This is a genomic window from Lapidilactobacillus concavus DSM 17758 (assembly GCF_001435835.1).
GTDB classification, from domain to species: domain Bacteria; phylum Bacillota; class Bacilli; order Lactobacillales; family Lactobacillaceae; genus Lapidilactobacillus; species Lapidilactobacillus concavus.
Genome location: NZ_AZFX01000010.1, coordinates 1 through 16,959 on the forward strand (window position 1 = coordinate 1; position 16,959 = coordinate 16,959).

General features: G+C 43.6%; 17 protein-coding genes. All 17 read right to left on the minus strand.

Features of this window, described 5'->3' with window-relative positions:
• Nucleotides 1–91: 91 nt before the first annotated feature.
• Nucleotides 92–547, minus strand: coding sequence for a Fur family transcriptional regulator (locus FC15_RS01740; protein ID WP_235803305.1), 456 nt, complete (start codon nt 545–547; stop codon nt 92–94).
• A gap of 5 nt (nt 548–552) precedes the next feature.
• Complete coding sequence (locus FC15_RS01745; protein WP_057823340.1) at nt 553–2,730, minus strand: LTA synthase family protein; 2,178 nt, start codon at nt 2,728–2,730, stop codon at nt 553–555.
• Between the two features lie 118 nt (nt 2,731–2,848).
• On the minus strand, nt 2,849–3,871 hold the full coding sequence (locus tag FC15_RS01750) for a lysylphosphatidylglycerol synthase transmembrane domain-containing protein (protein WP_057823342.1): 1,023 nt from the start codon (nt 3,869–3,871) through the stop codon (nt 2,849–2,851).
• A gap of 15 nt (nt 3,872–3,886) precedes the next feature.
• Nucleotides 3,887–4,906 (minus strand): glycosyltransferase family 4 protein, encoded by a 1,020-nt coding sequence (locus FC15_RS01755; protein WP_057823344.1) that lies wholly within the window; start codon nt 4,904–4,906, stop codon nt 3,887–3,889.
• Nucleotides 4,903–6,108, minus strand: a complete 1,206-nt coding sequence (locus FC15_RS01760; RefSeq protein ID WP_057823346.1) for a glycosyltransferase family 4 protein — start codon at nt 6,106–6,108, stop codon at nt 4,903–4,905. Before FC15_RS01760 ends, FC15_RS01755 begins: the two co-directional genes overlap by 4 nt.
• 573 nt (nt 6,109–6,681) lie before the next feature.
• On the minus strand, nt 6,682–7,173 hold the full coding sequence (locus FC15_RS01765) for an S-ribosylhomocysteine lyase (protein ID WP_057823348.1): 492 nt from the start codon (nt 7,171–7,173) through the stop codon (nt 6,682–6,684).
• 54 nt (nt 7,174–7,227) lie between these two features.
• On the minus strand, nt 7,228–8,667 hold the full coding sequence (gene sufB, locus FC15_RS01770; protein ID WP_057823351.1) for a Fe-S cluster assembly protein SufB: 1,440 nt from the start codon (nt 8,665–8,667) through the stop codon (nt 7,228–7,230).
• Nucleotides 8,660–9,106, minus strand: coding sequence for a Fe-S cluster assembly sulfur transfer protein SufU (sufU, locus tag FC15_RS01775; RefSeq protein ID WP_057823353.1), 447 nt, complete (start codon nt 9,104–9,106; stop codon nt 8,660–8,662). The genes sufB and sufU overlap by 8 nt, the downstream gene beginning before the upstream one ends.
• Nucleotides 9,103–10,329 (minus strand): aminotransferase class V-fold PLP-dependent enzyme, encoded by a 1,227-nt coding sequence (locus FC15_RS01780; RefSeq protein ID WP_057823356.1) that lies wholly within the window; start codon nt 10,327–10,329, stop codon nt 9,103–9,105. Before FC15_RS01780 ends, sufU begins: the two co-directional genes overlap by 4 nt.
• Nucleotides 10,298–11,608 carry a Fe-S cluster assembly protein SufD gene (gene sufD, locus FC15_RS01785; protein WP_057823465.1) on the minus strand — a complete coding sequence of 437 codons (1,311 nt, stop codon included), beginning with the start codon at nt 11,606–11,608 and terminating at the stop codon, nt 10,298–10,300. Before sufD ends, FC15_RS01780 begins: the two co-directional genes overlap by 32 nt.
• An 11-nt stretch (nt 11,609–11,619) precedes the next feature.
• A complete protein-coding gene (gene sufC, locus FC15_RS01790; protein ID WP_057823358.1) occupies nt 11,620–12,408 on the minus strand; it encodes a Fe-S cluster assembly ATPase SufC in 789 nt (262 codons plus the stop codon).
• Between the two features lie 158 nt (nt 12,409–12,566).
• Nucleotides 12,567–13,772, minus strand: a complete 1,206-nt coding sequence (locus FC15_RS01795; RefSeq protein WP_057823360.1) for an FtsW/RodA/SpoVE family cell cycle protein — start codon at nt 13,770–13,772, stop codon at nt 12,567–12,569.
• Between the two features lie 70 nt (nt 13,773–13,842).
• Nucleotides 13,843–14,061 (minus strand): DUF2969 family protein, encoded by a 219-nt coding sequence (locus FC15_RS01800; RefSeq protein ID WP_057823362.1) that lies wholly within the window; start codon nt 14,059–14,061, stop codon nt 13,843–13,845.
• A 3-nt stretch (nt 14,062–14,064) separates the two neighbouring features.
• On the minus strand, nt 14,065–14,367 hold the full coding sequence (gene yidD, locus FC15_RS01805) for a membrane protein insertion efficiency factor YidD (protein WP_057823365.1): 303 nt from the start codon (nt 14,365–14,367) through the stop codon (nt 14,065–14,067).
• A gap of 9 nt (nt 14,368–14,376) precedes the next feature.
• Complete coding sequence (locus tag FC15_RS08955; RefSeq protein ID WP_083479046.1) at nt 14,377–14,562, minus strand: DNA-directed RNA polymerase subunit beta; 186 nt, start codon at nt 14,560–14,562, stop codon at nt 14,377–14,379.
• Nucleotides 14,563–14,576: 14 nt separating this feature from the next.
• Entirely contained in the window at nt 14,577–15,566 is a 990-nt protein-coding gene (gene mreB, locus FC15_RS01810) for a rod shape-determining protein (protein WP_057823366.1), read from the minus strand.
• Nucleotides 15,567–15,642: 76 nt separating this feature from the next.
• Nucleotides 15,643–16,950, minus strand: coding sequence for a UDP-N-acetylglucosamine 1-carboxyvinyltransferase (murA, locus tag FC15_RS01815; protein WP_057823369.1), 1,308 nt, complete (start codon nt 16,948–16,950; stop codon nt 15,643–15,645).
• Nucleotides 16,951–16,959: the final 9 nt, after the last annotated feature.

The window sequence follows — 16,959 nt, forward strand, 5'->3', positions numbered from 1 at the left end:
CAACTATCTTACCAACTTGTTTTTCTGTCGTCAACAACTAATTTTAATTTTCAATCGATTAACGCATCAAAAAAGCACATTCTGACATCGACTAAGTCGCGTCAAGATGTGCTTGTCTACGTTGACAATCCGGACAAATACCATAAACTTCAATATTATTTCCAACGGTTTCGTAACCCGTCAAATTAGTGACTAACCGTTCGATTTTTTCGAGATCTGGATAAAAAACATCCACGACTTGGCCGCATTGCTGACAGACCACATGAAAATGCCGAACACTGACGTAATCAAAATGACTCGGTTCATTGCCATACTTCAATTCTTGGATGACTCCAAGCTCTGTGAACAATCGCAAGTTATTATAGACGGTTGCAATACTAATGTCCTCAACCTGCGTCTTGAGTTGATTGTACACTGCCTCCGCAGTTGGATGTGCATGTGAATGGACAAGGATCTTAAGGATTGCATTTCTCTGTGGCGTCATGCGAATATGGTGTTGTTGTAGTAACTCGCGAGCATGCGCATAGCGACCATCAACCATTGCCATCACTCCTATTTGGTATCAGCGGGCTCACTGCTACTTGAACTTTGGCTATGACTTGAGCTTGAGCTACTGCTTGAATGACTACTTGCCTCACTGCTATCACCATCCTCCGTTGACTCTGATTTTAACTCAGGTGCGTCGGTTTTGTACAAATCTAAGCTCGATTTGTTTTTATTTTGGACTAATAGACTTGTTTTTTGCTTTTTTTGCATCTTCTTCAAGTTCTTTAGTGCAGTACTTAATTTATAACTATAATCCTTAGGCACAACCTTTTTGAATCCCTTAGGTGTATAGAAACGTAGCAAATCGCCGTTGATTACACTCCGAGATAAGGAAAGTTCAGTCGCCACATGATTGGTCAACGTCTCAATCGTCTTCTTGGTTGCGGCATCCGGATTTTTAACGACACTACCGTCACTAGTCTTGTATGTCTTTCCAGCATATCTTGTATATTCTGGAGAAATGAAATCACCATTGTAAAAAGCAACTGTCTGATTGCGATTCCCCGCCAATAAATCATTTCCAAATTGAATATAATTCTCGTTATTAATACCTAATAAATTCTCCAAAGTTGGTAAAACATCAATTTCGCCACCATAAGTGTGATTGATTCCGCCTTTGAGACCATCCATGTGAATCATCAACGGTACTCGTTGCCATTGCGCCACGTCAAAATCCGTCGCCTTCTTCTGATCGAGTAATTTTGCGATGGCCGGCTTATGATTACCAGAGATAGCGTAGTGATCACCATAGAAAACTAACAGACTATTTTTGTCCAGACCGGTTGCTTTCAGCCAAGCCATAAATTCACCGATAGCTTGGTCTAGGTAATGGGCAGTCTGCACGTAGCCATCAACTGTTTTGTCGCCAGTTGTGGTCTTAGGAATAGACTGGTTTGCTTTATCCAACAAATAAGGATAGTGGTTCGTCACGGTAATTAACTTAGCATAGAACGGTTGTGGTAATTGCTCGATATACTTCATCGAATCCTTGAGGAAGATCTTATCCTTCAGGCCATAGCCCACATCGAACGATTCACCAGATTGGAAATAACTCTTGCTGAAATAATAGTCGTAACCCCAGGATTTATAAGTGTTGTCACGATTCCAGAAACTAGGAACATCACCATGAAACGCAGCAGTCGTATAACCTTGCTGCTGACTCAAAATTGCTGGTGCAGCTTGCCAAGTGTTAGCTGTACCAGCCGTGACCATCGCGGCACCTTCTGAGAGACCAAACAAAGAGTTTTCGAGCATCAACTCAGCGTCAGCAGTTTTGCCTTGGCCAACCTGATTGTAGAAATTATCAAAACTAAGGGTGTTACTTTCATGGTAAATACGATTCAGATTAGGTGTCACTTCTTGTCCATCAACTTTATAATCAATGACAAATTGCTGTAAGCTTTCCAAGTGAATGATAAAAACGTTCTTTCCTTTAGCGACTCCTGTATAAGTCGGATTGCCCGGAACATGGTTAGCCTTGATATACTTCTCAACAGTCTTCATGTCACTGGCATTTGCATTAGCTCGAACAGCACTGGTCTTCGCAGATTTCACAACGTCATAAACTGCATAAGAATTTAACCCAAGGTACTTCACGATATAATTATTATCAAAAGTTCGTGTTAATAGGCCTGAGCGATCGGCATTTGCAGCGGTTAAATTGAAGCCGAAGAACACAACTGATAAGACAGTCACGAGACCTGCAACGGTTTTCTTCAGTGGCTTAATGTCAATCTTCTGTATACGAAAAACAAGCAATAAGATCAGGACGATCACATCGACAAAGACCAGAAAGTCAGTTGGCTCGATGATGCCCATGACACTCTTGCCCAAGTTATTTGAAACAGATCCAGACCCCTTAATTAACGTGGTCGTCAAAAAATCAGAAAATTCCCGATAATAAAGGATGTTTGCAAATAGCCAAAAAGTCGTCAGGAAATCAATGATCAGCAAGATCACGTATGACTTACGCCCTTTGAAATAAAGTGCAATACCGAAAAGCAAAATTGTCGTTGGTAATGGATTAAGTAGCGCCAGCAAATGCTGCATTCCACCCGAAATACCAAGATTGAATTTCGTTGTATAGGCATAATAGGTCTTGATCCAGAACAAAACGACCGCAAGGAAAAAGAATCCCCAACGGCTATTCCAGAACTTTTTTATGTTTTCAGCGAAGCTTTTCATGTTAATCCTCCGTGTGTGGCTCAAAAATTCAACATCACTCTAGCCATTTTAGCAAAAAGCAGACCACAAGCCTGCTTTTCTTGACAAAACGTAAACAATTCTTTATGGAAAAATCAAATTATTCCGACTTTTTCTGGTGCTTAGGCGCAATTGCCATCGCGATCATCCCAAGAATCATTCCCAAATAAAATGTGATGAAACGCCACAAGAACATCCCCAGAATTAACAAGCTCGCATTCGGAATGAATAAAGAAAAAAGTGTCTTAAAACTATATTCAGCTCCGCCTGCACCACCTGGAACTGGGAAAATTGACGTGATCATCACAATCATCACATGCATGCTAAAAACTGTCAGCAAATTAACGTCCGAAAGATGCAAAGCAAGCAGGACAAAATACGGAATCAAATAATAAGTCAGCAGCTGAACGAGCGTCAACGCTGCCGCCTTAAATACCTTCCGCTTCTCACGTTTCAATTGTAAACTTTCTTGGTGAAAGCTCTCAATTTTAAGCATCGCTAAATCAGAACATTGCTGAATTTTTGGTGTCTTGAATAATTTTGCCAGTAAGTGGAAGAATCCTTTTGTGATAGCCTTAGTCAGACGATAATAGAACATGATCATTAGTAAAGTTCCAATCGTCACCACATGAATGATAAATCCGAATGCAATCAACCATGCCAAGCCGTGAAATTGAACGACCACTTCGTGAAAACCAACCAACATGGTCAAGATAAAATTAATGAGGATCATCAGTTGATAGATGATAAACTTCATCAACAAAACCGAGCTAGCGCGGCCGCCCTCGTAACCGATTTGTAACAGCGCAATGAGTTGTGCCGGCTGACCGCCGGACGAGAATGGCGTGATGGCATTAAAAACAGCCTGAATTGGCGGAATGCGCAATAAATTCCAACGCGGTTGCTTAGGTTCACCTTTTTTCTCGATCAGTGTACGCAAGACTGCAGCCTCCGCCACAAATGAGAGAAACATTAATAAAACGGCAACTAATAACCAATCCCATTGCAAATGCGCCAAACCTTGAACGACTTGGTAAAAATTTGTTTCTCGGCCTTCATGCCAAAAAATCAAACCACCAAGGAGAACCATGAACATTAACGCGACCTTATTTTTTCGATTCATTCTGCCCCTACTATCTCACAACTTCGCTTGTTCTGCATAGAATTTAGACCAAATAGTGGCTAAATGTTCTGGTGAATACTGAACAGCTGCAGAGCGTGCTAAGCTTTGATATTTCTGATAAAATGCTGAGTCTGAGATCAATTGATGCAGGGCTTGATCAAAGCCAGTGAGATCATCCGCACCAACATATTTGTCCGAAATAATTGCTTCGTATAATTCCAAATTCCGTAACAAAACGGGCAAGCCACAACTAAAGGCCTCTAGAACTGACATCGGAAACAACTCATCATATGAAGGTAAAAAGAATAAATCTGCTAGATTCAAATATTCGGCGATCTGTTCACGTTTGACGATTCCTGGAAAAATCAAATTCTTCGGAGGCTGCTCAACAATCTTTTTAAATCGGTCATAACCATCTGTCATCGCTCCAAATGAGAAGCCACCCGCCCAAATAAATTGCACTTCAGGATTTTTCTTTGCTAATGCAACAAAATCATCGACCCCTTTGCGCTGCTGAACCTGTCCGGAGCCAAAGACGATAAATTTATCCTGTGGAAAATGATATTTCTGGCGGAGCACCTGCTTATCCAATTCAGAACGATCCGGAAATTCTTGCGGTGACACAAAGTTAGGAATATAAGTAATTTTAGTTCTTGAAATATCATAAGCTTCGATTTTCGAGATAAAACTAGGATTCACGACGACCAAATGATCCATTCGTTGATAAAACTTAATCATATACCAATAGAAAAGACGCTTCGCAAACTTGGGCATCCGTAGCGATCCCTCGATTGTTTCAGGCAAAAAGTGAACGTAGCCGATTTTTCGACCACGTTTCTTAGAAAAAGTTGATAAGAAAAATTGTGGATCAATGGTGTGATAGTGTGTGATATCCGCCGGTCCATGTTGATTAATGGTCACCTCGAACTGATCACTCAAGCGTTCTCGCAAGAGCCGGATTAATTCCAAGTAGGCACTGCCAACACCCTGTCCCGCAACTTTGTCTGCGGATGAAAACATATTAATGTGGATCATAGTCGTTCGTCACTCCGATCGCTCATACTCAGACGATTGAGATTATTCAATCGATAATTATCCGTGGCATCTTGATAGAAATCTAGCACCGAATCGCCGAAGTGATCAGCAGAGATTTCGATGAGTTTACGCTCACGTGGCTTCGGATCCGAAAAAGCGTGAGGATGTTGCAAATAATTGATCACCTGTGCCTGCATCTCGTTCAAGTCTCTGAATGTGGTCCCAATATCAGGATCATCGAAAATGTGATCGGTATACTCACCACTTCGCACGGTACACTTGAGCCCCGCTGCTATCGCTTCGATGTAAGTCAAGCCTTGTGTTTCGGTGTCACTGGAAGAAACAAACAAATTGGCTAATTGATAATAGGGCGAAATTTGATCGTGTTTAACTTCACCTACAAATTTAACGGCATCTTTAACGCCTAGAGATTGCGCCAGTGCTTCCAACTCTTCGCGCTCTGGCCCATCACCAACGATCATGAACTGTAAGCCAGGGACCGCTTTAACCAACGCTGGGAAAACTGACAAAACTTGATCGATTCGTTTTTCGCTGGCTAACCGACTCAAGGTCATCATCACCGGTGTTTCTAAGGTGTAGCCTAATTCTGAGCGCAATTGAACCACTCGTTCTGGCTCAGGACGATCATACATTTTTAAATCAATTCCGGTTGGGATCACGCGAATAGGAATTTTGACGCCATAACGACGTAGTGTTTCAGTGACACGCTGACTTGGCGCGACGACGCCATCCATATGGCTCACAAAAGTACGCACAAATTGTTTGACGTGATATGGTTTAAGTAAATGACCATTCAAGACGTAGTGCAAATAATCTTCATACATCGTGTGATAAGTGTGCACACAAGGAATCTTGAGGTTCTTCGCAACAAACTTACCGATCCACCCCATCGAGAACTCCGTCTGTGTATGTACGAGATCTAAATCCAACTCTTTAGCAACTTCTAAGGCGTGAAATAAGCCTCGAACAGCAACTCGCCGATCGGTGAAAGAAATAAATGGCACGCTGCCAAAACGAAAAATATTCGGCTCAACCTCTTCTTTATCAACTCCAGGGTCGGTCGTCGTAAAAATATAGACGTGATGTCCCTTACGTTCTAGATCATCTTTAAGCGTGCGGATCGATGTTGCAACCCCACTGACTTGAGGAAAATAGGTATCTGTAAATATGCCAATATTCAAGCCTCTTCCTCCTTTTCCATTCATACTCTTGCAAACTAATATCAACGTTCAATTTTCATCAGTTCACTAATATGATTTATTATTCAGCCCGTTACGATTCATTTTCAAACCCGTTGATTGCAAGCTGATCGACCGTGGTGAGCCATCACTTGCCAGATTGAAAACATGCTTGGTTTTCTTTGCTTCTTTTCATTACTAAATTATAGGGTTAATCCCTATTCTTTGCAATTGACAGCTCTAATTCTAACAATAATGTTAGCAAGCAAACACCAACCAAAGACCGAAATCGCAGGCGAATTAGAATGAGTTGGTTAAACCTAACTCATCTGCTTTACCTTGGCATCAAGGCGTTTGTCATCTTTTTTTATGGTGGCGGACGACTGATCTCGTGTTCAGCCCGGTTGACAACCTATTAATGAGCTTTATCTTTTCGTCAAAAGCGACTATAATTAGAGTTCCTTGGCAGGGGCATCATCAATGGCGCGATTCAAATCATGAAACGTTCGCCATTGAAAAAAGGCTAACAATTTCGCAACTAAATGCGGCGTTGTTAGTCTTTTTTGATTGATCCGATTAAATCACCTGACGAACAAATGGATCCGTGCTAATGCCCTGCTTCAAAATCAGTTTTGACCATTCCTGTGCGGACCAGAGACTATGCCCTTTGTAATTACCACAACTCTTGATCGTTGTTCCCGGAACATCATCCCAAGTAATCTCATGGGCAATTGTTTCTAGACTTCTTTTTAACGCCTGTGCAACCTGTGTCACCGTTGGCGTGCCCAAAATCATCAAGTGAAAACCAGTTTGGCAGCCAAACGGACTGCAATCAAGTACTCGAACTTGTGCAGTTTCATCATTTAAACGATCGCGCAGTAATCCAGCTAATAAATGTTCAATTGTGTGCAGACCTGCCATATCGATTGTTGCTGTATTTGGCTGCACCAAGCGCAAATCAAAATTACTAATATGATCGCCGTGATAACCTTCCTCAACCGTAATCAATCGAACGTAAGGAGCTTTAACTGCCGTATGATCTAATTCAAAACTTTCAATTTTTGCCATGATAATTCCAACTTTCCACGCTATTTTTTAATTTGTGGTCAATAGCCGACGTCATCAACCGACGCCGCCTTCCATTTCGTATCCAATCAATCGATTCAATTCAACGGCATATTCCATTGGTAATTCCTTAGTAAACGGCTCAACAAATCCCATGATAATCATCTCGGTTGCTTTCGCCTCGGAAATACCCCGACTCATCAAATAATAAAGTTGCTCTTCAGAAATTTTAGAAACTTTTGCCTCATGTTCCATCGCAACATTACCATTCAAAATTTCGTTGAAAGGCACCGTATCCGAAGTCGATTCTTCATCCATCAGAATGGTGTCGCATTCGACATGCGCGAACGACCCATCGCTGTTTCGTTCAAAGCGAACCGTGCCTCGATAATTGACCGCACCGCCATCTTTAGAAATCGACTTGGAAACAATTGAGCTCGAGGTATTCGGTGCGGCATGGATCATTCGGGCCCCGTTATCTTGGATGACGCCCTCGCCCGCAACTGCGATTGAAAGCATCGTGCCCCGCGCACCTTGGCCATCTAAATAAACACTCGGGTATTTCATCGTCGTCTTTGAACCAAGATTGCCATCAACCCACTCCATCGTTGCATTCTCGAGTGCCTGCGCACGTTTAGTTTCCAAACTATAAACGTTCTTCGACCAATTTTGAATTGTTGTATAACGGCAATAGGCATTTGGCTTCACAAAAACCTCGACAACTGCCGCATGCAAACTATCTGAAGAGTAATTTGGTGCTGTGCATCCCTCGACGTAATTGACGCTGGCATCCTCATCGACAATAATCAACGTTCGTTCGAACTGACCGGAATTTTCAGCATTGATTCGGAAATATGATTGGATGGGAATATCGGTTTTCACACCCTTAGGCACATAGATAAAAGTTCCACCAGACCAAACCGCGCAATTCAACGCGGCGAATTTATTATCATTCATATGCACAAGCGTTCCAAAATATTGTTTAAACAGTTCAGGATATTCCTTCAATGCAGTATCTGTATCGATAAAGATAATGCCGAGCTTTTCAAACTCCTCACGCATATTGTGGTAAACCACTTCAGATTCATATTGAGCAGAAGACCCCGCCAAATATTTGCGCTCCGCCTGAGGCACACCCAAACGATCAAAAGTCGTTTTGATTTTTTCCGGTACGTCTTCCCAATCGCGATATTGACGATCGGTTGCTTTTTGATAATACAACATATGATCAAGGTCTAGATCTGATAAGTCCGGCCCAAAATCCGGCATCGGTAGCCGTAAATAAGTGCGGTAAGCCTTTAAGCGATAATCCAGCATCCACTGAGGTTCATGTTTGGCTGCAGAAATCTCACGCACTGTTTCTTCAGTTAGACCGCGGCCAGTCGAATAAACCGGCTGAACATCATCGCTGAAACCATAATCATAGTCGCCAAGATCTGGAACCGTCGACTGTAACTCTTCATTATTTTTTGTATTCTTTGTTTTTGCGTCACTCATGCTGCTGTGCCTCCCCGAGCGCTTGTTCTAAAGCTTTCCATGCCAACGTCGCGCACTTGATCCGTGCAGGAAATTTGACGACAGTCGCCAGAATAGCAGCGTCGCCTAATTCGTCAGCGCCTTCAACTTCCGGATCATTCATCAACATTTCTAGAAAGGTTGCAATTTCTGCCCGGACTTGCGCAATCGGTTGACCCTTCACGAGATCAGTCATCATGCTGGCAGATGCCTGTGAAATTGAGCAGCCATCGCCGTTAAACGCAATATCCGCCACGCGGTCATTTTTGAGCTCAACTGAGAGCTCGATCACATCGCCACAAGTTGGGTTGTTGAGATTCACCGTTTGATTGGCAGTTGCCAATTGACCACGATGATGTGGATGTTGTGCATGATCAAGAATTAACTGCCGATAGAGATCGCTTAAATGACCTAAATTCATACTTGAAAAAACTCCTTTGCTGCTCTGACTGCTGCTGCCAAACGTTTCACATCCGACAATTGATTATAGAGCCCAAAACTCGCTCGCGTGGTTGCACTAACTCCCAACGTCTGCATCAACGGTTGTGCACAGTGATGACCAGCACGAACCGCAACACCTTGAGTATCCAGAACTGTCGCGAGATCATGTGGATGAACACCTTTCAAATTAAACGTGACCAAGGCTGAACGATGCGGTCCCATTTCTGGGCCGTAAATTTCAACACCGGGAATCTCTTTCAATAATTGGTAAGCGGCTGCGGTGACACGTCGTTCTTGAGTTTCAATTGTTGACCAGCCAATTTTTTGAATATAAGTCAACGCTGCACCCAAGCCAATGACTTGAGCAATTGGCATCGTTCCGGCTTCGAATTTCTCAGGTGCAGCTTTGAAATCTGTAATCTCTCGTTGGACGAGATTAATCATTTCGCCGCCAAATTCAACAGGATTCATTTTTTTTAGCCATTCACGTTTGCCATAGAGAACGCCAACACCTGTTGGACCGTAGACTTTATGACCTGAAAATGCGTAGAAATCACAATCAAGTGAGGTCATGTCTACAGGAAAATGACCGACAGCCTGTGCCCCATCAACAACGACATAGGCACCAACTTCGTGTGCAAGTTGTGTCATCAATTGGACCGGATTAATCGTTCCCAGAACATTAGAAACATGTGTGAACGCCACGATCTTAGTTTTTTTAGATAGAAGTTGTCGATATTGTGCCAAGTCCAATTCACCATCAGCAGTCAACTCAACATACCGCAAATTAGCACCCGTCTGTAACGCAACTTGTTGCCAAGGCACGAGATTGCTATGATGTTCCATCACCGTAATGATGATGTCATCACCCGGCTGCAATACTTGTGCACCGAAACCCAATGCAATCCAATTCAAACTGGTGGTTGTACCCCGTGTAAAGACAATCTCATCGCGGTCAGCATGAATAAAATCGGCCACTTGCTGCCGTACCTGCTCATATTGTTCAGTCGCACGTTCAGCGAGTGTGTATACACCGCGATGAATGTTTGCATTATCAAATTCATAGTAATGCGTCAACGCATCGATCACTGAACGAGGTTTCTGGGTCGTCGCAGCATTATCTAAATAAGTCAGTGGTTGACCATTAATTTGTTGTGACAAAATTGGAAAATCATTTCGTGCGGTCGCGATGTCTTTGACCATCAATAAGCTTCCTTTCAATCGTTCCCGTCAGCTTTTGTCGTGCCGTGGCTAATGGAATTTCTGCAAGCACAGAGCCGATAAAACCGCGAATGACTAATCGTTCAGCGACATCCTTGGATAGTCCGCGACTCATCAGATAATACATCTGACTGACATCGACACGCCCCACTGAAGCCGCATGACCTGCACGGACGTCATTTTCATCGATCAATAAGATTGGGTTCGCGTCACCACGAGCCGTTTTCGACAACATCAGCACCCGATTCTCTTGTTGGGCATCCGAATCGCGAGCGCCTTTAACGATATGACCCACGCCATTAAATATCAGCGTCGCATCCGATAAAATCACGCCATGTTGTAAAATGTTGCCTTCGGTATGGCGGCCATAGTTAGTCACACATGTCGTGATGGCTTGTGTTTGTGACCCCGAGGAAATTGCAACTACCTTAAACTCTGTGTGACTGCTATCCCCTTTTAAATCGACATTGAAGTCGTCCAAGACATCACCATCGTTCATGAGCCCTAACGCCCAATCTAAACGCGCATGCGTGCTGAGATACGCTCGTCGTGCCAAATAAGCAACACCCTTTGTCTCATCGATAGCCGTGAAGTGAACCTGTGCACCCGCCTCTAAAATCAATTCTTCAACAATATTGGCAGCTGCAATCGATGCAACCGATTCATGACGTGATTCCAAAATCGTCAATCGACTATTTTCCCCGGCGATTAATAAGACGTGTTGCACGCGCTTAACCGTCTCATCTGGATCTTGTGAGAATGACCACGTTAGCGGCTCCTTTAACTGAACCCCGGCTGGTACATAAACAAATATACCGCAATTCACTGCGGCGGCGTGATAGGCAGCTAATCGATGGGCATCCGCTGCTAATGCTTTCGTCATATAGTCACGAGCAAACCACTCTGGAAATTGTTGTTGCGCGTCAAAGAAATCCAGCGCGATGACGCCTGCTGTTAACGCTTCTTGATTTAATTTAACTTGTGCAGATTGAATCCCCCGCTGTGTGATCATTGCGTTCGCTGGCAGATCAATCGACATGCTTTTCGACTGTGTGTTTGAAGATGCTGACACGTCAGCTGGCATCGGTTGACCTTTTAATAAACCCCAGTTTCGATAATTGATCTTTTGGAATTTCGGCAATACTAATTCAGGATATTGTTGAAAAGCTATTAATCGTTTTTGTTGCATCGCTGACGTCTCGTGGTGTTGGTTGCTGAATTCGATTAAGTTTTGTTCTGAAGTAAACCGTTTGCTATTCACCTGCACCACCTCTAATTCTCATCAGTCAAGGGCACGTCAAGACCTAATTCATCACGCAAACCTGCATAACCCTCGGCTTCGAGCTTAGTGGCTAAACTTGCTGAGCCAGACTTGACTACGCGGCCACCCATCATCACGTGAACCACATCCGGCGTAATGTAATCCAGTAAACGTTCATAGTGTGTAATAATCAGCGCACCGAATTGAGCACCCCGCATTGAATTGACACCTTTTGCCACAACCTTCATCGCATCAATATCCAATCCGGAATCAATCTCATCAAGGATTGCAAAAGTTGGTTTGATCATCAAAAGTTGCAAAATTTCATTACGTTTTTTTTCGCCACCAGAGAATCCCTGATTTAGATAACGTTCTGCCATCTTTGGCGTCATGTCTAACAATTCTAGATTCTGATCGAGTTCCTGGATAAATTGACGAACGGGAATTGGCTGATCTTCTGGCCGCCTTGCGTTGATTGCCGAACGCATAAATTCTGCATTCGTGACACCCATGATCTCAGCAGGATACTGCATCCCCAAAAAGAGACCAGCACGCGCGCGTTCATCAACTGGCTTCCCTAGCAAACTTTCGCCATCGAGCAAAATATCGCCTTCAGTGACGGTATAACGCGGATTTCCCATAATCGTTTCTGAGAGTGTCGATTTACCTGTACCGTTTGGACCCATGATTGCGTGGATCTCACCAGTGTTCATAGAAAGGTCGACGCCCTTCAGAATTTCTTTGTGTTCACTATCGTCATCCACACGAACATGCAGATTTTTAATCGTTAAGTTTGCCATTTTTTGCCTCACAATTTACTTACTTTATATCAAACATTCTATGCTAGTCGAAAATCAATTGCAATCTGCAGTTCATTTCATCCACAAACACCGTGCCACAAAAAAAGCCACGATAATTATCGTGACGACTCGGCGATCAATGAATCGCGTGACTTTATTTAAAATTTCTTATCTCTAGCACTGCTAAACATATAACTCTTGTAATGATACCTCATCGACATAATGAGACCAATCCCAATCATGTTTCCGAGTAAGGCAGAGCCACCTTGCGAAATGAACGGTAGTGGAATCCCGGTCAATGGCAACAATCCAATACTCATCCCAATATTCTCAAAGACATGGAACAAGATCATCATGATGACGCCGGTTGAAACATAAGCATAGAATTCGTTCTTAGTATCAAAAGTCACTTTGATCATTTGAGAAATCAATAAGAAGTAGAGCAAGATCAAGGCACAACTACCTAAAAAGCCGAAGTTTTCACCAATCACGGAGAAAATCATATCGGATTCACGTACCGGTACATAGACTCTTGAAACGTTGAATCCACGACCCGTCATTCGTCCAGAACCGATGGCCTTCATACTCTGCCATAGTTGATAGCCACTATTACTCGTATCCTGAGAAGGATTCAACCAGTTGTTGATTCGTTGGAATTGGTAAGCTTTAAACCCAGCCATTCCAAGAATATTTCTACCCCAATCGGTGGTAACTAGTAAAATGCCGGCAACACCAACGACTGCGACGAATGCAATTGCGGGCGTCAATATTTTCCAATTAACGCCAGACACCAACACGACACCTGCGAAAATTGCTAAGAAAACCAACATTGTCCCAAAATCATTTTGCAACTTCAACAAGACAGCAACCGGAATTGTCCAAACCAACATTTCACCGATGAGAATGAAATCATTGCGAACACTATGAACGGTATACTTCGCGTTATGCTGCGTCACAACGCGTCCCAAGGCAAGAATAAATGCCGGTTTCATCACTTCAGACGGTTGAAAGGTGAAGCTATGAAATTTAAACCAACTTTTCGCGCCAGTATAGCCTGCCGAACGACGATCGTATAAAAATAACACTGCAACTAGCAAGACTATTCCGGCAGCGTAGGCATACGGTGCGATTTTCCATAGCTGTTCCGCGTCAAATTGCATCAAGATGACAACGGCAATCGTTCCAATGACGTACCAAGCGACTTGCATGATGACCGCGCGAATGGGACTTGCGGAACTCGTGTCGTGCGTTGTTGCAACATAAACGGCCATCAGGCTGAATAATGCCAACATCATGATTGAAAAAAGAATCCCATAATCAATTCGATCTGTTTTTTTCTCTTCAGAATGTTTCTGTTCTGGCATGACTAACCTACCTTTTGTTTCGTTGAGTAATTAATAACAGATCGCAACGAGATCTACTCAACGACTTGAATTAGTGTTGATGGAGATTATATTGCATCAATAAATCTTGCGTTGCTTCTGAAAGCGTCTTATGACGTGTTGGTTTAGTTTCCGTGCCATAGTAGCTTAAGAAACGCTTGTTTTCTTCAATAATTGAACCGATTGTCTTACCTTTCACTGTCTGTAATTGCCAGTGTTGATCATCTTGGTCCACCAATTCAACTTGAATTGGATCAATTTGCTTAGCCATGAATTACTCCTTATCTTTATGCTTTGGGTGAAACTTTGCCGCGATAATTTCGTCTTCAGCATCTTCAGGATGTGGATTACGAAATATGGTGAACTTATCGGGAACCTGGTCGACACCACCACGCACAAAGGGATTACACCGTATGATGCGTGCGGCACCCATAATGATCCCCTTGAATGCGCCATGCTTCTGAACTGCCTGTAACGCATAATTCGAACAGGTGGGATAGTAGCGACAATGTGGCCGGGTCAATACCGAAATATATTTCTGATAACCCCTAATCAACCCGATTAATATTTGCTTCATTTGTGCTCCTTAACGCAGGAAATCCAGGATATGGTCCCAAGTCTTCGGCGAAAATACCGTAAATGGATCACCTTTACCTGAGATGCCATAACCAATCAAGGCACCAATTAAAACCGCTAATAGAACAGCAACAATCAACCAACCAATTTTCTTAAATGCTGATGCGGCGTATACTTTGTCCATCTTAAATCTCATTTAAACGCCTCTCATCAATATTGCTGATGGTTCACAATGTTTTCGAGTAACATGCCCGTCCCTAACGCTACCGAATCCAATGGCTGCTCTGCAAGCACTACCGGTACCTTCAACTGATCAGAGAACAAGCGATCAATTCCACGTAACATGGCACCACCACCCGTCAACATTACACCGCGGTCAATAATATCTGCAGATAATTCAGGTGGGGTTTTCTCAAGAACGCCCTTTGCAGCATCAACAATACTCATTAAGGTACTGTGAAGCGCCTGTTCAACTTCGACGGCATTAATGATGACTTCATGTGGTAAACCATCACCCAAGTAGCGGCCACGAACCTCAATCTCGTCGTTAACGTCTGGTTCGTACGCGGCGCCAATTTGAATCTTGATTGTCTCAGCAGTCCGCTCACCAATCAATAGATTGTGCTTCTGTTTAACAAAGTTCACAATTGCGGCATCCATTTTGTCACCGGCGAGGCGCAATGATTGACTGGTCACGACTTCACCCATGGATAAGACGGCAACATCACTAGTCCCGCCACCAATATCAATCACCATATTGCCTTGGGGTTTGAAAATATCCATTCCTGCACCAACTGCAGCAACTTTGGGCTCCAATTCCAAATAAACATGGCGACCACCAGCCGACTGAGCGGCTTGAATAATTGCCTTTTGTTCAACCGAAGTGACATTAGTAGGGCAACAAATTAAAATGTTAGGTTTTGACATAAACGACTTCACATTCAACTTTTTAATAAAGTAAGTGAGCATCGCCTCGGTAATGTCAAAATCAGCGATGACGCCATCTTTCAAAGGCCGAATTGCCCGAATGTTTCCAGGTGTGCGTCCCACCATCTTGTAAGCATCTGACCCAACCGCTACAACACTCCCCGTTGTCGTATCAATTGCAACAACAGAAGGCTCATTTAAAACAATTCCCTTGCCTCGCACGTTGATCAATACATTGGCTGTACCCAAATCAATTCCAATATCCATAGCCATCATTGTTTCCTCTCAATTCTCACTGTTAATTATTTGGTTAATCTAATTTATGATTCTCGAGCAAAGTTGCTCATGTTTAGTTCGAGATCACATTTAGGATCGGCTGCTCAGTACCATCCGCAGCAACTTGACTGCGACGAATGTTAGCGCCTAGTAGACTTAACTTTTCGTGTAATAAATGATACCCTCGATCTAAGTATTGCAGCTGACTGACACGCGTTTCCCCGTCGGCAACTAACCCCGCTAAAATCAACGCGGCCGCAGCACGTAAATCTGTCGCTTCAACGGCAGCACCGCGTAACTGCGCGCGGCCATGCAAGAGCGCGGTATTTCCTTCGATCTCAACTTGTGCATTCATGCGTCGTAATTCATCAACATACATGAACCGATTCTCGAAGACGGTCTCGTTCATCATGCTCGTCCCGTCTGCTAACAATTGTGCAACCGTCATCTGTGGTTGCATATCCGTTGGAAATCCGGGATGAGGCAGTGTCTTCACATTGACCGGAATTAACTTTTCTGGGCCAATGACGCGGATGCCCGCATCATGTTCTTCAATCTTGACACCCATTTCGGTTAATTTCGAAATTAATGGTCGATTGTGAGCCGCAATGGCATCTTTGATCAAGACATTGCCCTGCGTAATTGCTGCAGCCACCATAAATGTTCCAGCCTCAATTCGATCTTGAACCACTTGATGATCAACACCGTGCAATTCGGGCACACCAACAATCTTGATTGTCTCAGTCCCAGCGCCATAAATACGTGCGCCCATCTCGCTCAAGAACATCGCTAAATCGACAATCTCTGGCTCACGAGCTGCGTTGTCAATATAGGTGGTTCCTTCAGCTAAAGTTGCGGCCATCATGATATTTTCTGTTGCACCAACACTGGGAAAGTCTAAATAAATTGGCGCACCAATCAACTTACATGCTTCAGCCTCGATGAACCCACCATTTTGAACAATACGCGCGCCTAACTGCCTCATCCCTTTTAAATGCAAATCAATTGGTCGGGATCCAATTGCACAGCCGCCAGGCATCGCCACTTTTGCGTGCCCGAGTCTAGCCAACAATGGGCCCAGAACCACAATTGAAGCTCGCATTTTAGAGACAAGCTCAAACGACGCCTCGGGTGATAGCGAATGCTGTGCGTCAATTGATATTTTAGCGCGCTGATGATCAAATTTAGTCCGCACATGTAACGCCTCAAGGACAGACTGCATCGTCAAGACATCCGCTAAGATCGGCACATTTTCAATTTGGTTAACACCTTTTGACGCGAGAATTGCGGCTGCCATGATCGGTAAAACGGCATTCTTGGCGCCATCGATCTCAACCGCGCCACTCAACCGATGCCCACCATTAATAATGATTTCTTCCATTGCGACCCC